This window comes from Tritonibacter mobilis, from assembly GCF_001681715.1.
GTDB classification, from domain to species: domain Bacteria; phylum Pseudomonadota; class Alphaproteobacteria; order Rhodobacterales; family Rhodobacteraceae; genus Epibacterium; species Epibacterium mobile.
On sequence record NZ_LNWY01000001.1, the window covers coordinates 114,811 to 136,095 of the forward strand.

The 21,285-nt window shown below is 55.4% G+C and carries 16 protein-coding genes; 12 read left to right on the forward strand and 4 right to left on the reverse strand.

Annotation, left to right across the window (positions count from 1 at the left end):
• Nucleotides 1–44: 44 nt before the first annotated feature.
• Nucleotides 45–383, reverse strand: coding sequence for a low molecular weight protein tyrosine phosphatase family protein (locus tag UB90_RS00575; protein ID WP_065331849.1), 339 nt, complete (start codon nt 381–383; stop codon nt 45–47).
• Nucleotides 384–782: 399 nt separating this feature from the next.
• Here UB90_RS00575 and UB90_RS00580 point away from each other — a divergent pair, with 399 nt between their 5' ends.
• The 6 genes from UB90_RS00580 (at nt 783) to UB90_RS00605 (ending at nt 4,556) form a co-directional block, all read left to right on the forward strand.
• A complete protein-coding gene (locus UB90_RS00580; RefSeq protein WP_065331850.1) occupies nt 783–1,019 on the forward strand; it encodes a hypothetical protein in 237 nt (78 codons plus the stop codon).
• Nucleotides 1,020–1,021: 2 nt separating this feature from the next.
• A complete protein-coding gene (locus UB90_RS00585; RefSeq protein WP_110613655.1) occupies nt 1,022–1,384 on the forward strand; it encodes a DUF2958 domain-containing protein in 363 nt (120 codons plus the stop codon).
• The gene (locus tag UB90_RS00590; protein WP_065331851.1) at nt 1,381–1,611 is read left to right on the forward strand and encodes a hypothetical protein; all 231 of its coding nucleotides are present in this window, start codon (nt 1,381–1,383) and stop codon (nt 1,609–1,611) included. Before UB90_RS00585 ends, UB90_RS00590 begins: the two co-directional genes overlap by 4 nt.
• On the forward strand, nt 1,608–1,907 hold the full coding sequence (locus UB90_RS00595; protein ID WP_065331852.1) for a hypothetical protein: 300 nt from the start codon (nt 1,608–1,610) through the stop codon (nt 1,905–1,907). The genes UB90_RS00590 and UB90_RS00595 overlap by 4 nt, the downstream gene beginning before the upstream one ends.
• Nucleotides 1,908–2,631: 724 nt before the next feature.
• A complete protein-coding gene (locus UB90_RS00600) occupies nt 2,632–2,985 on the forward strand; it encodes a plasmid mobilization protein (protein ID WP_065331853.1) in 354 nt (117 codons plus the stop codon).
• The gene (locus tag UB90_RS00605) at nt 2,982–4,556 is read left to right on the forward strand and encodes a relaxase/mobilization nuclease domain-containing protein (protein ID WP_065331854.1); all 1,575 of its coding nucleotides are present in this window, start codon (nt 2,982–2,984) and stop codon (nt 4,554–4,556) included. The genes UB90_RS00600 and UB90_RS00605 overlap by 4 nt, the downstream gene beginning before the upstream one ends.
• A 72-nt stretch (nt 4,557–4,628) precedes the next feature.
• Here the strand turns inward: UB90_RS00605 and UB90_RS00610 are convergent, their stop codons facing one another.
• From UB90_RS00610 to UB90_RS00620, 3 genes are read right to left on the reverse strand one after another with little or no spacing between them, the layout of a single operon-like run.
• A complete protein-coding gene (locus UB90_RS00610) occupies nt 4,629–5,915 on the reverse strand; it encodes a hypothetical protein (RefSeq protein WP_065331855.1) in 1,287 nt (428 codons plus the stop codon).
• 27 nt (nt 5,916–5,942) lie between these two features.
• Nucleotides 5,943–6,860: a nucleotidyl transferase AbiEii/AbiGii toxin family protein gene (locus UB90_RS00615; RefSeq protein ID WP_065331856.1), complete on the reverse strand. Its 918-nt coding sequence runs from the start codon at nt 6,858–6,860 to the stop codon at nt 5,943–5,945.
• Nucleotides 6,850–7,671, reverse strand: coding sequence for a type IV toxin-antitoxin system AbiEi family antitoxin (locus UB90_RS00620; protein ID WP_065331857.1), 822 nt, complete (start codon nt 7,669–7,671; stop codon nt 6,850–6,852). Before UB90_RS00620 ends, UB90_RS00615 begins: the two co-directional genes overlap by 11 nt.
• 440 nt (nt 7,672–8,111) lie before the next feature.
• Here UB90_RS00620 and UB90_RS00625 point away from each other — a divergent pair, with 440 nt between their 5' ends.
• From UB90_RS00625 to brxL, 6 genes are read left to right on the forward strand one after another with little or no spacing between them, the layout of a single operon-like run.
• Nucleotides 8,112–8,864, forward strand: a complete 753-nt coding sequence (locus UB90_RS00625) for a DUF1819 family protein (protein ID WP_207517326.1) — start codon at nt 8,112–8,114, stop codon at nt 8,862–8,864.
• Nucleotides 8,861–9,433 carry a DUF1788 domain-containing protein gene (locus tag UB90_RS00630; protein WP_065331858.1) on the forward strand — a complete coding sequence of 191 codons (573 nt, stop codon included), beginning with the start codon at nt 8,861–8,863 and terminating at the stop codon, nt 9,431–9,433. Before UB90_RS00625 ends, UB90_RS00630 begins: the two co-directional genes overlap by 4 nt.
• Before the next feature lie 15 nt (nt 9,434–9,448).
• Nucleotides 9,449–13,063, forward strand: coding sequence for a BREX system P-loop protein BrxC (gene brxC, locus UB90_RS00635; RefSeq protein ID WP_065331859.1), 3,615 nt, complete (start codon nt 9,449–9,451; stop codon nt 13,061–13,063).
• A gap of 14 nt (nt 13,064–13,077) precedes the next feature.
• Complete coding sequence (gene pglX, locus UB90_RS00640; RefSeq protein WP_065331860.1) at nt 13,078–16,620, forward strand: BREX-1 system adenine-specific DNA-methyltransferase PglX; 3,543 nt, start codon at nt 13,078–13,080, stop codon at nt 16,618–16,620.
• Nucleotides 16,620–19,220: a BREX-1 system phosphatase PglZ type A gene (gene pglZ / locus UB90_RS00645; RefSeq protein WP_065331861.1), complete on the forward strand. Its 2,601-nt coding sequence runs from the start codon at nt 16,620–16,622 to the stop codon at nt 19,218–19,220. The genes pglX and pglZ overlap by 1 nt, the downstream gene beginning before the upstream one ends.
• On the forward strand, nt 19,210–21,255 hold the full coding sequence (gene brxL / locus UB90_RS00650; RefSeq protein WP_065331862.1) for a protease Lon-related BREX system protein BrxL: 2,046 nt from the start codon (nt 19,210–19,212) through the stop codon (nt 21,253–21,255). Before pglZ ends, brxL begins: the two co-directional genes overlap by 11 nt.
• Nucleotides 21,256–21,285: the final 30 nt, after the last annotated feature.

Genomic DNA, 21,285 nt, shown 5'->3' on the forward strand with positions numbered 1-21,285 from the left:
AAGACAATCAAAATAACACTACAGCAACCTGCGAGCCATAAATTTCAGTTGGCTTTGTTAAAAGCGGCCAAACGCGGGGCAATCTTGTCATTCAGCAATGCAATCAGCTCCGGATCGCCACGCTCGTACTCATCTGGGATATGAAGCGTGATGATGCGGTTGTCGGGCGGGCGCTGTTTGAACTTCTTCCTGATGCGTTCGCGGTGGTGATTTTCCATCGCGAAAATCATGTCCGCCGACGCGACCAGCTCTTTTGTCAGCGGCCGCGGTGACTCCGCATCCGTCCCGGCTGAAATCGCTTCAATACCCGGCCAGTCCCGAAAGACATCTTCTGCCGTCGGGCTCCTCAGCTTGTTGGCCGTGCAGACAAACAGGATGCGCATGACTGCAGTTTAGCAGGCGATTGCGGCTGGCATAGACCCAAATTTTCCCCTGCTGATGTCAGCAAGGGAAAGGCCGTGTTCCGTCCTCAGCTATGCCGTGGCAATGCCTGCACCGCATATCGTCATGGCGGGCTCCGCATCGTCGGTGCCGATTGATCGCTGATCTGTTCCGCATGGCTTCATCACGTCTCCGAAAATCCGTTGCCGCTCGCATCGCCAGTCCGAGCAAGAAGCTGGCGGATAACGCGGGGCTCATGGCCGCAACTTGCTTTGTCGGCTCCCCCGTCCACTGACGTTTCCGGTCCCCCCAACAAAGCGTTGCAGCCGCCCCGGCGCATCCGCCGGTCGCATCCGCATCGGCTGGCATGGAGCTGGCCCAATTCAACAAGGAGACTTGAAATGACGAATGAAACCGAAACCAACGACCAGTCCAAGAGCACAGGCTCGCGCCCGAAATTCCGCGCATGGCTCGTGCAGGACACGCCCGAAGGCGAAGCGCATTGGACAGAACTCTCAGGCCTTTGGCCGACCAAATCCGGCAAGGGCTTCAAGGGCAACCTGACCACACCGCTGGCCGCAACAGAAGGCCGCCTCGTGATCCTTCCCGCGTCCTTCAAACCCGGCAAGGAGGGCTGACCATGATGAAGCTCATTCTCGACAGCCAGTTTCAGAAGCTGATCGAGCAGGGTCGCGCAACGAGCGCGGCCCAACTCGAAGGAGCCGATGAACCTGACCATATGCCGGTCGTGAAATTCTTCACCCCCGATGCAAACTGCGCGTGGCTGATATCCGAGCTTGATCCCGACGATCCCGACCTTGCCTTCGGGCTTTGTGATCTCGGATTTGGATGCCCGGAACTTGGCAGCGTGCGTATAAGCGAGATCGAAAGCGTACGCGGGGCCTTCGGCCTTCCCGTCGAACGCGACCGGCACTTCGTAGCAGATCGCAGTCTGTCAGCCTATGCCGATCTTGCCCGCGCAAACGGGAGGATCGTCGCATGACATACGAAGTGCAAACATATACGATCTGCGATGGCTGGGTGAACACCTGGCGTATCGAGCACCTTGATGGAACGGTCGAATACGAAACCTTCGCAACCGATGCGGAAGCCCAGGCGGCTCTGGATGAGTTCCTAGACGATCTTTGGGACGAAATCACCGCCGATCAAACGCATCCTGAAGCATACGATTCCAACCGATACCGCGTTGCGAAGGTAGGTGCGCCATGAGCAGCACCTACCAAACATTCCGTATCGAATGGCAGGGTATCAGCATCGAAGTCCGTTGGGCGGCGCGGTGGACAAGTTCCACCGCGTACCCCATCGCGCATCTGGAACTGGTTTCTGACGGGCGGGCAAAGTTGCCCGTCACCGAGACAGGCTACCGCTCCCATTTTACCAATCGCGAGACTGTGGAAGCCCACGGGGGTCCCGTGGCGTTTGCCATCGCCTGGCTCGATCACGAAGCGCAGAGTGATGCGTGGAAGCGCCACGTCCAACAGAGCAAACAGCTCACGCTCTTCTAGCTACGCAATTTTTGCCGAAGCCCTCTGCCAAGACCGGCGGAGGGCTCTTGCACGTTCCGACTTGCCTGATCGGCAAGGATCGGCGCGGGGTCCGTGCTGGTGCACGTCTGTCCGCACCGATCCGATTCAGCCCGTGGTACAGGCGTTCAATTGGCGGCGTAAAGCGCGTGTCCAACTCTTGTCCGCTCGCCAATTTCAGCGTAAAAATGAATGTATATCAACGGGATCGCTTGCTCAGCGCTGGTTTGCGGGCAGGTTTTAAGAAATCCCTAATCTTGTTCCGATATCATTAGCTGAATAGGTCGTTTTCAGAGCGATACAAGATGTGCGCGGTGACACCGCGCCATCTTGGGAAGGGGGCTAAAGAGCCGCCCCCGTTCCATCCCCCGCTCGTGTGGTGAGACCGAAAGAGAGACGAATCGTCCCCCTTGTTCATACCACAGCAGCATTTCGTTGCTGCACCACGACCGAAGAGCCTTCGTGCCCTTTGGAAACCTGAGCAGGAGACTTCGCTCTCCTGCACCATCGACCGGACCTTGGGAGATATGCTTCTCCCATCCGGACTGAACCCATGCACCAGGGAAATTCGCACCCTGGACGGCGACCAAAAGGGAGACTTCGGCTCTCCTCTTGGAACTCCATCGACCAACATTTCGGTGTTGGATCACGAGCAGGAAACGGTCCTGCACCCGGTGGCCTACGAGAGGTGAAACGGGAATACGCTATGGCTGGCAGCGGCAGCAACAAAAGAGAGCGCCAGATCATTCTCAAGGCGCGCTTTAACGAGCAGGAAGCCTCGCTCGTTAAGCAGCAAGCCGATGCTGCCGGTCTGTCTGTGTCTGCGGTGATCCGTTTTGCTCTTCTCGACCAAGCGCCCCTTCGCGCATCGCGCACACCACCCCTTGATCGCGAACTTGCCGCACGTTTGCTGGCTGCTCTTGGGTCGATCGCGTGCTCCATGAGGCAGGCTGCCGATGCGGGCGATATCGATCATCTTTCCGAGACGGTCATCGCCGCGCAGCGCGATCTCGCAGAACTCCGCACCGTTGTCATGTCTGCCTTAGGGAGGAAACCATGATCCTCAAAGGCAGCTGCCGGACGAACGGTTCCGATCTCGCGACCCATCTCATGAATGGCTACGACAACGAGCGTGCCGAGCTCTGCGAAGTGCGCGGCACTATCGCCGATGATCTGCACGGCGCCTTTGCGGAAGTAGAGATGATCGCATCGGGGACGCGCGCGCAAAAGCCACTCTTCTCCCTGTCCATCAACCCCCATGAGGCGCTGACGCGCGAGCAGTATTTCGAGGCGATTGACGCCATCGAATCCAGACTGGGGTTTGCAGGACAGCCGCGTGCCGTTGTCTTCCACGAGAAGGAAGGCCGCGAGCATTGCCATGTCGTCTGGTCGCGCATCGATGCGGAGTCGATGAAGGCGATCCCGGACTCGTTCTACAAGGCGCGGCTCTGCGACATGGCGGTCGTTCTTGCCGAGAAATTCGGGCACGAGTTGCCGGAAGGGCTCAAGCAGTGGCGCGATAAGAACCGCGAGCTTGGTGACAAGCTTGAGCCTAGCCTTGCTGAAACCGCGGGCGCCAAGAAGACGGGCGTCAGCCCTGAGCAGCGGCGTGAAGACATCACAGCTGCTTACGTGCAGGCCGATAGTGCCGCCGCATTTGTAAACGCGCTCGAAGAGAAGGGCTATGTGCTTGCCAAGGGTGATAGCCGCGCTTTTGTTATCGTCGATGAGTTCGGCGATGTGCACAGCTTGACGCGCTACGTCAAAGGCGTGCGCGCCAAGGAAATAAAGGCTCGGCTCGCCGATCTCGATATGGCGTCACTGCCAAATGTTGCGCAGGCGCAGGAGCAAGCCAAAGCCCGGCTTGCAGCCCAGGAAGACCGGCTGCGTGAACAACAGGACCTGCAGCATGATCGTTGGCATGATGATGAGCGTTTTAAGCGCAGCATCGATCAGAAACGCACCGCCATGGAAGCGCGGCAGCGCGAGCGAAGGCTGGAATTTGTGCAGGCCGAACAGCAGGTGCTGACGCGCCATCAAGATGAAAAGCTCGCGCTCGATGCAGCACAAAAATCCGAGAGCGGGGGGCTCTTGTTCCGCATGCGCGCCCGGGTGGCCGATCTGATTTCAGAGCGTCCGGCGCTGCGTTCCGTGCTCAGTCACATAACCGAAAAAGCCGGGCTTGATCCGCGTGATCGTCATCGCCTGGAGCAGCACGCCCTTGCGCGTCGTCATGAGCGCGAACGTGTTGCTCTGGCTGGTCGCAAGCGGTCGATCGAGAAGATCGAAAAACGCGAGCTCGCTTCGCTTGAGCGTGATCTCAAGCAGGAAATGCTGCAGCGGATGGTGCGGCAGGAGCAGCTGCGTGCTGCAGCAAAGGCGAGAGGTTTGGATGCCGCTGAAGCAGTAGACTTCATGCGCACCGACCCGCGTCTTCTTGAAGAACGCGCCTTCCAGGATGAATTTAATCACGAGGCGGCCGGTGATCATCACTACGACGATGATGATCGTGGCGGTGATGATGATGACGACGGTCAAAAGAAGAAGCGGAACTGGAAGCAGCGCGCGAAAGACAAAGGCCTAAAGCAAGGGCGCGAGCGTGGCGGGTATGGGTACCGGCGCGGGGATTGAGTTCATGGGGGACCGCAAAGCGGTCACCAATGTCGAAAACCGTCTACAGCAATTCCGCCTGTCCGGTGAGCCTTACGCGAATTTCTTATTCATGATGTTGTAGATGCAGTTTTGCTGCACGGTCCAGTGACCATCATCGCCCGGCATCGCCACATTCCCTTCTTCGTTGTACCGCGCGAGCATGAGCATGAACTCGCCCTCAACCTCCTTGGTCAAAGTCTTTGCCCGCGCCCAGATATGAACGTCGCATCGCGCCACGTTCGAATATCGGATTGAGCTGATTTCGTAGTCCAGCAGTTCCACATACTCAGCCATTAGCCTAAGTTCACCCGCCATCTTGTTGGCGGGCTTGTTCACTAAGTTGACGGCGACTGTTCCCATCTTGCCATAGTTCTTGGCTTTCCAGCCCGACAGAAATTCCGTTACCGCCATCTCCGGTCCGTCAGGTACCAAAGGCTCCTCGAACGGTCCCGCCTTCTCATATGGTTTAAACGCATCGATAACCCGTTTGTCAGCCTGGGTCTTGGAAAAGCTTCGGAGGTCATCGGCCAGCGTCCGGCTCTGCTTTTCTTCATACTCCCGCCGCCGTTCCTCTTCAGATGACTTGTCGATCGCCCAATCAACGAGCGCCATCATCAGAAGCCATGCTTTCGCGCAGACCTTCTTGTTTGCGTAACCGAGCGATCGCCCGTGAAGAATGCCGTGCCGCAAAGGTATATCAATCTCATCATCGCGGGACTTGCGAACGCCCTTGGTGATCAGCTTGATCAGTGCAGGCAAGGACGTGTCGTGCCCTGTGATCGAGTCAAAGCAACTGAGATCGGCGTCTTTCTCGAACGGGCTGACGGGCGCGACATCAGATGCAAAACCATCGCAGGCGATCAGGATCAGGGGAACCGCCGCCATATAGCGCTCTTCCAGGTAGAGCCGCAGGGCTTCTTCCAATTGGTCGTCCCGAAGCTCTGCTTCGTGGAAACGCCGCGCGCGCAGGATCGCGAAGAGTTTGATGTGGTCTTCGGTGAACCACTCGACTAGAACGTCTTCAGCTTCATCGGCCTTGCCGTTCTCGTAAAGCTCCAACGCTTCTTTCATGACATCAACAGACATAGCACCGCCAACGGCGATCCAACCGCGTTCGCCGAATGCGGCGTTGAAACGGTCGGGCAGATCGAGAATGTCGGCCTGCTTCATCATATCGTCTACTTTCTCCTTGAACCCTGTAAGCTTATCGCTTTTGAACCCAAGGCTCCCGAGAAGACCTGATGCACTACTGAGTGCCTGCAACCCCGGCAGCAGCTTCTTCATCTCTTCCGTGCTTGGATTGTCGGAGATTTTCTTTTTTGGGTCGTCGTCGTTCATGGCTGTTTGTCTACTTTGCTTGAAAATTTACTTGAAAAGCTCTTCAAGCGCTTCCTTCTGGGCTTCGAATTTCGCCTGGTTTTCCGACTTCAATTTTTTGATGTTTTGCTGCTTCCAACGGACGGCTGGCAGGTCTGCAGCATGCGGCACGCCGATCAGTGAAAAGTCAGCAGTCCCGTCATAGAGGCCACGCAGGAATGCTTTGGCATCCTCATCGAGGCGTGTATTCAGGTCAGCGACCAGTCGCTCTCGCGTCTTGATCAGATCGGCAAGCGGCACGGGTGTTGTCGTCATACCCTCGAATTCTTTGGCGTAGGGTTGGTCGAGATCGATCATGTTCGGGTTCAGAAGCTCGTGTGCCGGGCGCTTGGCACTTGCCACATATACGAGAAACGTCTGGAATAGGGCATCAGTGAGGCCTTCGTTCTCATAGAGCAGTTTCACATCGTAGAGATCGCGCGGATGCTGCCGATCAGTGGCCGCGCAAAGCTTGCCGCCGAAGAGGTCTTCAAACGAAACGACCTGGATTTCAGCGAATCCGAATTCATCTTCGACCGCTTCCGTGACCCCCATCAACTTAGGCTCGTGAACAACACCACGCGTCACAGGTGACGTCTCGATCTTGATCGTGGCGGTGCCCATGCTGACCTGCACGCGTGTCGGATTCTTACCGCCGCCATCTATGCGGCGAACCTTCGCGTCGGCGATGCCTGCGTCGATGGCCCCGGCGATGCGTTCTAGCGACTCGTTGATTTCGATAAGGCTTTCGGCGCGGTCTTTGATCGGCAGGTAAGTCAGGTCAATATCGACCGACAGGCGCGGCAGATCACGGTAAAACAGGTTGATCGCCGTGCCGCCTTTGAGCGCAAATATCTCCTCCTGCGCGACATACGGAAGTATGCGCACGAGCAGCGCGACCTGGGCTTCATAGATGTCACGCGCCATCGCTCGCCTCCGTGCTCACAAATTCTTCCGGCACCATGATCCGGTAGCGCGGGTGTATCTTGCCGCCTTTGACAAGAGCGCGGTCGCCGCTCCCAAGGTTGAATTCTTCCGGATCGAGACGCTTGCGCCAGGCGTGGTTGTGGCGGTCGGCAAAGACGAAGAACAGGCGCTTCACTTTGATCTTCTTGCAACTGTGAAGCAGCGCTGACAGCGTTCGCGGGCGCAGCGTGGTCAGGCTTTGAAACACCATATCGAGGTTATGGAAGCTCTCGTGGTCAGGCAGTTCGTCCATCGCCTCCATGATCGCCCGCTCAGGGGATGACATCTTGAGTTTCCAGTCCCACGGGAGGGTGGTGCTGGCGTCAGTCTCGTCTTTGGTTAGGCCGAGGGACGGATCGGCGAACAGCGAGGTGCTGCGGGTTTCTAATGGTGCGTTCAGTGGCAGTTTGGCGAGCCAGTTCGGTATGGTATCGCCATAGACCCAGACAGGGGCGTTGTTGCCAAGGCGCAAATAGTGGTCGTAGCCTTGCTGGCCGAGGGCAGTCGTACCGCCGACATGGACGTCATAGCCCATGATGTGCTGCAATGAGAGCAGGCAGGTCTTCCAGTCGAGTGTGTTGGCTTTCGAGGCGTTCGGTGCAGGGCGGCGGAAGACGCCGCGATGGACGCGGTCTAGCCAGCCGCGTTTGACGTAGTCGCGGAACGTCTCATAGGCGACGCCGTGGTCAGTGAGCCATGCCGCATCGACCAGATACCCTGCAGGCACTGCTTCAAGAACTTTCTTCAGATTTTGCGATCTTTCGGTGTCCATGACGCTTATGATGGCATATTTTTAAAGAGTACGCCACAACTCTCTTTAAGAAAGTCTGCTCTTCAGCGTCCTTGGCGCTGCAATCAGGGGTTTTGTAAAGGCAAAGAGCTGTTCTGGGCCTCACCAGCAAAGCAGGGCGGGCGTTGGTGCCTGCTGCGTCCTCGCCGCCGCACCCCCATCAGCAAGTGAGGGGTGACGGACGGCTCCGGCGAAGCAGGGCGGCAAGTGCCGGAAAAATATTGATAAATTTGCTACACAAATGTGTATCCATTGGCTACACTGCTATCCGATGAAAGATGTAGGGTTTCGCATTAGGGTGCAGCGCGAGCTGCGCGAAAGCTTTCTTGAGGCCTGCAAAGCGGAAGACAAGCCAGCCGCGCAGGTGCTTAGAGAATTTATGCGAACCTATGTTCGCGATCATAACAATACAGAGGGAGCGGATGCAGACGCAGTGCCAAGTGGAAAAGGGGCAAGCGGTACAGGGGCTGGCGGACAAGACGTTGTACCACGGCGATAGCGAGTCGCTGACCCTTGAGGCGGTGTCACCCCGAATGCCCGCGCGAAAGGCTGCGACCGCTGCCGAAAGTAGGCCGATGAAGAAGTCAAAGTACAAAGCCGATATCGCGGGGGGCTCGTTAAAGCTCCAAGAGAGCCGCATTGTCGCTGGGCTCCTGCTGGATGAAGTTTCAGCGGAGGAATGGCGCTATGCGATCGAAGACCAGAATGTCTTACAGAAGCGCTCGCCTGGCACAGCCATGCGTCAAGCATCACTCCTAAGGGCAAGGCTTCAAACCATGGGGCCGGGGCTGTGGCAGATCGTCCGAGACGGATCGAAAGAAACTGCGACGCACGCCCTCTTTGCGGCCGCGATCAAGCACAGCGCAATTTTGGCGGCCTTCCTGGACCGCGTTGTCAGGGAGCAATTTCGCACCTTTAGGCACGACCTGCCGCGCAAGCTCTGGCCCGAATTCGTTGAGCATCTACGAAATGAGGACGAGGCCATGCCAGTCTGGAACGATGCTACAACCAACAAGCTCGGTGACAGCATCTTCCAAATTTTGAAGGAGGTCGGGTTCATCACCGACACGAAGACCTACCGTTTGCAACCGGTACAGATTTCGTCCGAGGTTCTCGCCTACCTGCGGGATCATGATGAGAGATACGTCATCGAGAGAATGCAGGTGGCGTTATGACTGACCTCGACGAGCGCCTTAACAAGATTCTAGACCGTGTCACCTCTGATGACTTTCTTTCGGGGCGCAAACTGTCAGGGGAAATCCCATTCTACGCGTTCGACTACGACCCTAAAGAGGAACTTGCCGTTCGTGAGCATATCAATTTCGTCCTTTCCCAGATCGCTAAGAGGCGACCCGAGCTGCGCGTTCAGCACGTGAACCTGTGGAAGCTTGTCGTAGACTATCTAAAGGATCGAAAGCTCTATGATCGAGCGGTTGAGATGCAGCGGGCCAAGGGCGGCGATGCAGCCCTTAAAGCGCTCAAAGCACCGCTGGACGCCTCTAAGCTGGCGAAAGCACTCGTCGAGAAGGCACCGCCTGTAGATCAAGACCTAATCATTGTGTCAGGTGTTGGCGCTGCGTACCCGCTAGTTCGTACCCACAACCTCCTGAACAACCTGCACTCGCTTATGGGGGGCATGCCATTGGTGCTGTTCTACCCCGGCAAATATGACGGCCAGAGCCTGCGGCTGTTTGGCCTCCTGAAAGACAACCCGTATTACCGCGCCTTCCGGCTGGTGGACTGAGAAGAGAAGTAAGATATGCAAGTAAAGTCCCTTTTTGAAAGACCTATCGACAGACCTATCAACGGTGTGATCAAGGCCGAGCAATTTGATGCTGAATCCGTCTGGCAGGAGCTTGAAGAGTATGTCGTCACCAAAGAACTCGACGTTCATCTTAGAAAATTCTTCGAATCGTATCTGAACGCGATCGACAATTCGCGCGATCCCGACATCGCAAGCAAGGTGGGCGTTTGGGTTTCCGGTTTTTTTGGCTCGGGTAAATCCCACTTCATTAAGATTCTTTCCTACCTTCTCGAAAACCGTGAAGTCACCAAGGATGGGCAGACCAAGCAGGCCATCGATTTCTTTAAGGACAAGATTCAAGACGCCATGCTGGCAGCGGATATTAAGCGCGCCGTCAGCAGCAATATCGATGTAATCTTGTTCAACATCGATAGTAAGGCCAGCAATGCCGACGGGCGGGACGTGATCCTGCGCGTGTTCTTGAAGGTCTTCAATGAGCGACTGGGCTATTGCGGAGACCACCCGCATATCGCGCACATGGAGCGCTACCTCGATAAGAAGGGTGAGTTCCAGTCTTTCAAAGACACTCTGAAGGCTGAGCATGGCCTCGTCTGGGAAGATGAGCGCGATGCTTATCAGTTCCATTCGGATGCGTTGGCAGATGCGCTCTCCAAGGCGCTCGGCGAGGACATTAAAGACGCTGATGCCTGGCTCGAAAGGTTCGAGCAGGATTTCTCCCTCTCGGTTGAGAGCTTTTCCAAATGGGTCAAGGAGTACCTAGACAGCCAAGGGCCAGACCACCGTATCATCTTCCTCGTCGATGAGATTGGACAGTTCATCGGTCAGGACACTCACCTGATGCTCAACCTGCAAACGATCACCGAGAACCTCGGAACGACTTGCGGTGGCCGTGCGTGGGTATGCGTGACGTCGCAAGAAGACATGGATGCTGTGCTCGGCGAGTTGCGTGCGTCCAAGTCCAATGACTTTTCCAAAATTCAAGGCAGGTTCAAGACGCGCTTGTCTCTGTCGGGCGCGAACGCGGATGAAGTTATTCAGAAGAGGCTTCTCTCCAAGGTGGAATTGGCCAAGGAAGAGCTGGGCAAAGTTTACGACCAGAAGGCCGATATCCTCAAGAACCAGCTCAGTTTCAAGAACGTTGGCATGACCTTTAAGCCCTATGCTGACAAAGATGACTTCATCGATGTTTATCCGTTCGCGCCTTACCAGTTTCAGCTGGTCCAGAAAATTTTCGACAGCAGCCGCCGTTATGGTGCTACCGGCCTTCACCTGGCAAAAGGCGAGCGCTCAATGCTGGACGCATTCCAAACAGGTGCGATGGATGTGGCGAACGAAGAAGTGGGCGTTCTCGTGCCCCTGTACCGTTTTTATCCTGCCATCGAGAGCTTCCTCGAAGGCGTGGTGCGCAGAGCGATTGAAAGCGTCAAGAGCAACCCCAATCTCGAAGAGTTCGACGAAAACGTTCTCAAGACGCTTTTCCTCATTCGCTACGTTGATGAGATCACAGGCAACGTCGATAACCTCGTAACGCTCTTCGTCGATGAGATTGACGCTGATCGCCTAGAATTGCGCAAAAAGATCGAGGCCAGCCTGCAACGTCTGGAGAAAGAGACGCTCGTCAATCGTAATGGCGAAGACTACTTCTTCCTGACCAACGAAGAACGCGACATCAGCCGCGAAATCAAAGATGTCGATCTCGGGTCGGGTGAGGAAACCAAGCTCCTCGGCGACATCATCTTCGATGAAGTGCTTGGCACCCTGCGCAAGTACCGTTACCCCGAAAACAATAAGGATTTCGGGATTTCGCGGCTTGTGGACTTGCATCCCTATGGCAGCCGCAGTGAAGGCGATCTGGTAATCTCGGTCATCACGCCGCTTTCCGATGAGTACGACGCTTTCGGCGATGCTCGGTGTATTACTCAAAGTACAGCCGATGACGGCCAGGTCGTGATCCGCGTCGATGATGACAAGGCGCTTGCCAGAGAGCTGCGCACCTACCTGCAGACCGACAAGTATATCAAGCGGAAGAATGACGGCACCGCGACCCACACAACGCAGAAAATCCTGCGGGAACGTAGTGATGAGAACCGAGAACGCAAAGAGCGCCTGAAGACGATCCTTGAGCGACTTATGAAGGAGGCGAAATACTATGCGGCTGGTCAGTCCCGTCCCGCACCTTCCGGCTCGGTCGGCGCTGCGGTCGAGGAGGCGCTTGGCTATCTCGTCAAGAATAGCTTCCCCAAACTCAGCTACCTCAAGAACCCTGTCAGCAATCCCCAGGCTGAAATTCGTTCTGTTCTAGCCGCACCGGCGCAAGACGGCCTAGGTCTCGATGGCGGTTCGGTTGCCAACGAGGAAGCGCTCAAGGAAGTTTTGAACTTCGTTTCCCTTAAGAACTCTCAGAATCATAAGGTTGTTCTTTACGATCTGGTTGAAGATCGCTTCGGGCGTCGCCCCTACGGCTGGAACGACTGGGAGACCGTTCTCCTAGTCGTGCGCCTTGTCATGTTAGGCGAGATCAGCCTCGTCAGTGACGGCGACAAAACCCTGACGCCCGACCTGATTTCCGGCGCCATTGATGGGCCAAATAAATGGCGTCGGATCAATGTTGTAAAGCGACAGACCGTTGATCGTGGCAGCCTTCAAAAAGCGCGTGGCATCGCCAAGGACGTTTTTGAGGTCATCGCTCCTGACGGCGAAGACGCCTTGAATACGCATATCCGTGCGCAGCTTGGCTCTTGGCAGGCAGACCTCTCCGGCTGGAAACCACTCGCCGAGACCGGCAATTACCCCGGATCGGCTGGTATCGCTGACAATCTCGGCGTGATCGCGAAGGCGCTGAGCATCAACGACAGTTACATGTTCCTGAACCACTTCATCGAATTTCAGGATGACTTCCTCGATATGGCGGATTCCTATGCGGAGCTTCGCAACTTCTATGAATCCCAGCGACCGACTTGGGAGAAGCTGCGAAAGGCTAAACAGCGTTTTGATCTGAACCGCTATGAGCTTCTGAAGGACGCTGATGCAGCACAAGCCCTGCAGCGCATGGATAACATTTTCTCCGCCGAGAAACCCTACGGCATGATCAAAGATGCGGCCACGATCATTGGCCGCGTTGAAGAGGTGAATAAGGCGCTCCTTAAGAAGCGTCGTGACCATGCGATTGAGAAGATCGACGAGCACCTCGGAAAAGTGAAAGCTGAGCTCGACGAGGCTGGCGCCGCGCCGGAACTTCGGAACCAATGCCTGCATCCGATCCAGACCATACGATCCGGCATCGAAGGTGAAGAGAGTATCGCCCATATCTTCCAGATGCAGACGGCAGCCCGAGACGCTGCCGATGAAGCCTTCATTGCCATCGAGCAAGCTGCGAAAAAGTATGTCCCTGTTCCTCCTGATGGGGGTGGAAAGGCGACGCCACCCGAACCTGACGCTGAGCCACAGGTCAAGAAAGCTCCTGCCAAGAAGCGGCGCATTGTAGAGCCTAGCCACATTGCTGGTTCTACATATCTTGAGACCAAGGAAGAGGTTGATGCCTTCCTCGAAACCCTTCGCAAGGAGCTCGAAGACGCCATCACTAACAACGAACGCGTCGAAATACGCTAAGGAAGACGAGCAGGATGACGATCAATACCAACGCGCTCAAGACATATGCCCCCAAGGCTCGCAAGGACTTCATTGCGGCCATGGTCGCCCGTGCCGCGAAGTTTGGCATCTCGAAAAAGGAGATAGTCGAGCAGCGAGAGCAGGGCGAAATCGTCATTGTCGGATCGGATGCTCTCCCCAAGAAGGTCGGAGAGCAACGCAAAAGACTAGCCATACGCATACAGCAGAAAGGTTTCGAGCAAGCGATGGAGGCGGTGGCCTACACGTGGTTCAACCGCTTGGTTGCCATCCGCTACATGGAGCTTCACGGTCTCCTTGATCATGGCTATCGCGTTCTCAGCCACCCTTCCGGCAAGGAGCTCCCTGAAATTTTGGAGCACGCCGAGCACCTAGATTTTCCGGGGCTCGATAAGAGCGCGGTCATCGATCTGAAGCTCGACGGCACCAAGGATGCCGAACTCTACCGAATACTTCTCATTGCGCAGTGCAACGCGCTGCACCGCGCAATGCCGTTCCTTTTCGAGCGCATCGATGACGAGACTGAGCTGCTGCTACCTGACAACCTCCTTCACTCGGATTCTCTGATCCGAAAGCTTGTCGCCGCCATCGATGAGGCTGACTGGCAAGATATCGAGGTCATAGGCTGGCTTTACCAGTTCTACATTTCTGAAAAGAAGGATGAGGTCTTCACCGGACTGAAGAAGAACCAGAAGATCACGGCCGACAAGATACCCGCGGCAACCCAGCTATTCACGCCGCACTGGATCGTTCGATACCTGGTTGAGAATTCGCTCGGAAGACTCTGGCTACTGAACCGGCCGGAATCACGGCTCGCCGAGCAGATGGACTACTACATCGCGCCCGAAGAGCCCGAGACCGACTTCCTGAAGATCGGCAAGCCCGAAGAGATCAAGGTCTGTGACCCGGCCTGCGGTTCCGGGCATATGCTGACCTACGCCTTCGATCTTCTCTACGCGATCTATGAGGAAGAGGGCTATGACCCGAAGGAGATTCCGGCCCTCATCCTCAAGCATAACCTGACTGGCATTGAGATCGACGACCGCGCTGGCGCACTGGCGGCCTTCGCATTAGCGATGAAGGCTGCAGAGAAGCTCGGGCGGCGGCGGTTCCTGCAGATGGATGTGAGGCCCGACATTGTCGTGCTGCAGGATGTCGCCTTCACGACAGAAGAGATGACAGATGTGCAGGCCGTCGTCGGGCGCGACCTCTTCACAGACGAGCTGCGCGAGACGCTCCAGCAGTTTGAGCAGGCGAAGAATTTTGGCTCGCTGATTGTGCCGAAGATGCGCGACCCGGCTGAGACGCTTCGGCTGGTCCAGGAACGGGACTTCAGTTCTGATCTATTGCTCAATGAGGTACAGGACCGCGTATTGGCAGTGTTGCAGATGGCCGAGGCCCTGTCGCCGAAGTATCACGTGGTTGTGGCCAACCCACCATACATGGGTGGAAAAGGAATGAACGGAAAGCTGGGAGGTTTTGCCAAGGCCGAGTATCCGGACAGCAAAACCGACCTGTTCGCCATGTTCATGGAGAGAGGAGGGAGTTTAGCAAGAGCGAACGGATTTATCTCAATTCTTAATCTTCCATCATGGATGTTTTTGTCATCCTTCGAAAAGCTTCGTAAAAAATTACTCCAGAACCTTCACATTACGTCATTACTTCAGCTGGGTAGAGGTCTGTTCGGTTCGGATTTTGGAACTGTTGCATTCTGCCTGAGAAACTCACCATCTCGCGGAGAAATGGGAGTTTATCGACGGCTTTTTGAAAAGCACGTTGATGTAAGAAAGCCTGATGTCATTGAGCAACTCTTTCTCGATAAGGAATACAACAAATTTTCCTCTTCAGCAGAGGTTTTCCAAAAACTTCCCGGGTCTCCAATAGCGTATTGGTTGAGCGAGGGTCTGATACGTTCGTTTGCGGAGAACAAGAAAATCGGCGATCATTTTCGTGGTTCGTTTGGAATGTCTACAGGCGACCCAACTGTGATCAAGTATTGGCCTGAAGTGTCCTTTAATAGAGTATTGCTTGATCAAGTGGAGCCCTCAGCATTTACAGAGAAGGCGCCATTTGCGCCGTATGACAAGGGAGGCGAGTTTCGCAGGTGGTATGGCAACAGAGCACACGTCATCAATTGGGAGAATGATGGGGAAAAAATACGCTCTAGCCAAAAGTCGGCGGTCAGAAATGCGAAATACTTCTGTTTGCCACATGTTTCGTGGACACTGGTGACATCCGGAAGCTATTCTTGCAGGATTTTTGAGCAAGGGTTTCTCTTGGACACTGCATCAAACGCAATCTACGAGAATCCAAATATTTCAATTAGTTTTCTAGCGGCAGCTCTAAACTCGAAATATATGAGCCATGTAGCTCCAATTATTAATCCAACGTTGAATTTTAGCTGCGGTGTGGTCGACAATGTTCCGTTGCCGAACATGCCGAAGGATAAGAAAGAAATTGTCGAACGGACTGCGGAAAAATGCAGAGACATTGCGAAGCGCGATTGGGACGCCTACGAAACCTCTTGGGACTTCACCACGCTCCCGCTGCTCTTGCCCGATCACCGGGCCGGGACGCTGGAGGCCACCCATGCCCGCCTGCGCACCCATTGGCATGGCATGACGGATGAGATGCAGCGGCTGGAGGAAGAGAACAACCGCATCTTCATCGACGCCTACGGCTTGCAGGATGAGCTGACTCCCGAGGTGTCGGTTGATGAAATCACCCTGACTTGCAACCCGGCCTATCGCTACGGCGTGAAGGGGACGGAAGATGAGCGCGAAGAGCGGATGCTTTCCGACACGATGAAGGAGCTGATATCCTATGCCATCGGTTGCATGATGGGACGCTACAGCCTCGCCGAGCCCGGCCTCATCTATGCGAATGCGGGGAATGAAGGCTTTGACGCATCGCGATATGGCGACTTCCCGGCAGACGATGACGGCATCGTGCCGATCACGGAGGTTGAGTGGTTCGACGATGATGCCGCGCTGCGGTTCGAAGAGTTCCTTAAGGTCGCCTGGTCGCCTGAAACCTTGCGCGAGAACCTTCGTTTCGTCGCTGAAGGCCTTGCCTCTAATGGTGGCAACGATCCGCACAAGACGATCCGAAACTACATCTCCAAAAGCTTCTTCAAGGATCATATGCAGACCTACAAGAAGCGCCCGATCTACTGGCTTTTTTCCAGCGGAAAGTTGAAAGCTTTCGAGTGCTTGGTTTATCTCCATCGCTACAATCAGGGCACTCTGTCGCGAATGCGGATGGAATACGTGACGCCACTGCAAAGCCGCATGGCTGCGCGGATCGATAGTCTGGACGATGATATCGCCGCGGCGTCTTCTTCTGCTGCCCGCACAAAGGCACAAAAGGAAAAAGACCTCATGATGAAGCAGCTTGAAGAGCTGCGCGCCTTCGATGAGGAACTACGACACTTTGCAGATCAACGCATTTCTCTCGATCTCGACGACGGCGTGAAGGTCAATTACGGCAAGTTCGGAAACCTCCTTGCTGAGCGCAAAGCCATTACAGGGGAGAAGTGATGGATAGCGCGCAGATCAAATCGAACCTAGAACGTCTCTTCGCAAAAGGTGCGCGCGTCGTGTTTTGGCGCGACGGAGACGGTGAGTTCGAAGAGATGCTGTCGTCTCTGAAGATCGATGGAGTCGAGTTGCGCCACATTGGTGAAGTGCCTGCGTTGGCGCTGAAGTCAGAGTTGGAGCTCGAAAGCGCAGGCGTGCCGTTCCTTCTATATGAGAAAGGTCGTGTGCCTGATCCTGAAACGGACTGGCTTCTCGACGTGCGCTTCTATGCGGAACCCTTTGCTGCCGATCGTTCGACCATGATCTTGCGCGAGCTCGGTATTCTGGAGCAGGCGCTTAGGGATCACGTCGCAGCGCGCGGCAAGTTCTTTGCGAGCAAAGAACGTCTCGCGAAAGCGCAGAAGTTCATCGAACCCTCTGATGATGCCGCTGCAATCGACCGTGCTTTGATGGCAGCCATATTGCGTACAGAGCAGACAGACATATTCTCCTTGGTTCGGGCGCTTCTTCATACCATCGACCACGACAATCTTGATGCGACGCCGACAACATGGCTGGAAATCGAGAAGTACGACTTGGCAGACAGTTTCTGGACCCAGGTACGCGATACCTTTGGTTTTGATGAGGCTGAGCCTAGTCTCAAGTCCTTCCTGATGCGCTTGCTGATTACTGATTTCGCGCGCAGCCTCGATGGCGCGTGTCCGAAGGCGCTCGCTCATCTTGTATTGCCGAGCAAAGGGGCTTCCAACGCCGTCGTTTGTGTCGGGCAATGGCGCGATAGTGCAAGGCTGCACGAAAGCTATGATGCGCTATCCGCGGCCGTTGCTGAACTCGTCAAGCTTGGAGACCACCTTGGCGATCTTGATATCGATGAAGTGGCGGAAGCTCGCACCTTCTTGCTCACCGAGAAGTACATCGCTAGTCGTCTGCGCGACAGGATCATCGATACGGCTGAGACGATCAATCTTGAGGCAATCCGAGACATCGTCACTAGACGGCAGAACGGTTATTGGGCGAACAGCAGACTGCCGTCGAGCCACAATGCACCTCGACTGGCGCTTGACCAGGTCTATACCGCACTGATGTCCGCCGCTGAGTTCCTTGATTTACGCGGCAAATACCCGACAGGCTTCAATTTTAAAGACGGAAAAGCATTCTTCGATGCCTATGTTGGCGAGCTCTATCAGTTCGATCAGCTCTACCGCCATTTCTGCGACGCCGCTGATTCAGCGGAAGCCGAGGGCTGGGATATTCTCAAGGCGCTGCGCGACAAGATCGAAGATGCCTATGGCAACTGGTATCTTGGTCATCTCGCAGTACGTTGGGGCGAAGCTCTCGATGCGGGTGGCTTGCTGGATACGTGGCGACTCCCGGCGGTGGATAGCCAACAGCACTTCTTCAAGCGGAATCTGCAGCCAAGGCTTGATGAGGCAGATGACCGTCGCGTCTACGTCGTCATCAGTGATGCTTTCCGCTACGAAGCGGGGCAGGAACTTCTGCAGGAACTGAACGGGCGTTATCGATTTTCAGCGACACTCAAGCCGCAACTAGGGGTTCTGCCGTCGTACACTGGTCTTGGGATGGCAAGTCTTCTTCCGCACAAGACACTGAGCTACACCGATGCGGGCGCCGTGATGGCGGACGATATGCCGACGAGTGGCCTCGCCAACCGACAGAAAATTCTCGCCAAGGTGGATGGTACGGCTATCAAGGCTGACGACTTCATGGCGATGAGCAAGAGTGTCGGCCGTGAGTTCATCAAGCCCTATAGAGTCATCTATATCTATCATAACCAGATCGATCAGACGGCTGACACCGGCAACGAGGAAAAGACCTTCGCGGCGGTTCGCAACACGATCGCCGAACTCGGAAACATCGTGGCCAGGATCGTCAATACACTGAACGGCAACTACGTAGTCGTGACGGCAGACCACGGCTTCCTGTTCCAGGAGAGTGCACCAACAGAGAGCGACAAGAATTCCATCACAGACAAGCCGTCGGGCACTGTAATCAGTAAGAAGCGCTACCTCCTTGGTAAGTCGCTGTCCCACCACGCAGGCGCGTATCATGGAAAGACCAGTGTTACGGCCTCGGCGAATGGTGACATGGAATTTTGGGTGCCTCGCGGCACAAACCGCTTCCACTTCGTTGGCGGTTCACGATTTATTCATGGCGGAGCCATGCCGCAAGAAATTGCCGTGCCTGTCATCCAGATCACGCAGCTAAAAGGTAAGAGCGCGGTTAAGACGCGCACTAGAAGCGTGGGGATCAGTTTGCTCGGATCGAGCCTTAAGATCACGACGAGCCGCTACCGCTTCAAGTTTATCCAGACAGAGGCCGTGTCAGAGCGCATAAAGCCGCTTAAGGTGAGGGTGGCCATCTACGATGGGGATGACCCCGTCACCAATGTCGAAACGCTGTCCTTCGACAACGATTCAAGTGACATGAACGAGTGGCGCAAGGAGGTCTGGCTGACCCTTGCCAGTCGAACCTTCGACAAGAAGCGCCGCTACCAACTAATTGCCCGCAACGCCGAGACAGACGTCGAGGAGGTGCGGATGGACGTAACCATAGACCTGGCATTCGATAATGACTTCTGAACTAACAATTGATGTGGGGCTTGATGAGCAACTGAACCGGAATTTTGCGGGCAAGGTCGTTCGGAAAGACCTGACCAAACTCCTTAAAGAAGGGGCGAACGTTCCCGTTTATGTCCTTGAGTACCTGCTCGGGATGTACTGCGCCTCGGATGATGACGATATCATTCAGGAGGGCCTGAAGACCGTAAAGAAGGTGCTCGCCGAGAACTACGTGCGCCCCGACGAGGCCGAAAAGATCAAATCGAAGATCAAGGAACGCGGAAGCTTCAAGGTCATCGATAAGGTCACCGTCAGGCTCAATGAAAAGCGCGACATATATGAAGCACTGCTTTCAAACCTTGGCATCAAGGATGCCGAAGTGTCAGCCAGTGACGTGAAGCGCTTCGAAAAGCTGCTCGTAGGCGGCATCTGGTGTATCGTCACTGTTCATTACTACCATGAAGAAGGCCAGAAGGGTTCGCCGTTCACCATCGGTGACCTGAAGCCGATCCAGATGCCCAACATGGACATGGAGGAGTTCTTCGAAGGACGGATGGCTTTTAGCGAAGAAGAGTGGATCAACGTTTTGCTCCGCTCGACGGGCATGGAGCCGACGGTGCTAGACGAGCGCGTGCGGTGGCACTTGCTCGCGCGAATGATCCCCTTCGTCGAGAACAACTACAATGTCTGTGAGCTAGGGCCTCGCGGCACAGGCAAAAGCCACATCTACAAAGAGTGTAGCCCGAATAGCATTCTGATTTCGGGTGGCCAGACTACCGTTGCGAACCTGTTCTACAACATGAGCCGCCGCCAGGTCGGTCTTGTCGGGATGTGGGATTTGGTCGCTTTCGACGAGGTAGCTGGCATCTCCTTCAAGGACAAAGACGGCGTACAGATCATGAAGGACTATATGGCGTCCGGATCCTTTGCACGTGGTCGCGACGCAATTTCGGCGTCAGCCAGTATGGTCTTCGTGGGAAACATCAACCAGCCGGTCGATACGCTCGTGAAGACCAGCCACCTGCTTGCGCCTTTCCCCGAGGCGATGATCGACTCTGCGTTCTTTGATCGCTTCCACGCCTATATTCCAGGGTGGGAAGTGCCTAAGATGCGGCCTGAATTCTTCACAAACCGCTATGGGCTGATCACCGACTACCTGGCTGAGTTTATGCGCGAGATGCGAAAGCGCACCTTCGCGGACGCCATCGACCAGTTCTTCAAGCTCGGAAACAATCTCAATCAACGCGATACCATCGCCGTGCGCAGGACGGTGTCGGGTCTGCTGAAGCTCCTCTACCCACATGGCGACTATGATAAGGAAGCCGTACGTCGTTGCCTCGAATACGCACTTGAGACGCGTCGCCGTGTGAAAGAGCAGCTCAAGAAAATCGGTGGCATGGAGTTCTATGACGTTCACTTCTCATACATTGATAACGAAAACCGAGAAGAGCACTTCGTTGCCGTGCCCGAGCAGGGTGGCGGAAACCTGATCCCTGAAGGTCCACTGAAGCCTGGTGTCTTGCACACTGTCGCTACCGGCAGCTCGGGACACCTCGGCCTATATCGACTCGAGACGCAAACGACAGCAGGCAACGGCAAGCTAACGACTTCAGGGCTTGGCTCGAACGCTGCGGCAAAGGAGGCTCTTCGCGTCGCGTTTGACTATTTCAAGGCCAACATCTCTCGTGTCAGTGGGAGCACGAAAGCGGGTGATCATGACTTCCATGTTCACTCGGTCGAGCTTCAGAATACGGGGCCAACCAAAACAATGACACTCAGCGGCTTCATCGCCTTTTGCTCTGGCGTCATGCAGAAGCCACTGCAAGGACAGCTCGTCGTTCTTGGTGATATGAGCCTGGGCGGAAATATCGTTCCTGTAGAAAATCTTGCCGAATGCCTACAGGTTGCCTTCGACAGTGGGGCCAAGCGTATCCTGCTGCCTATGGCAAGCGTGGGCGATATCCCGACGATTCCGGGTGAGTTATTCGCGAAATTCCAAACGTCATTCTATAGCGATCCTGTCGATGCGGCATTCAAGGCGCTCGGTGTGGAGTAGAGCTTCGTCATTTAAGGGGTAGAGCAGAGC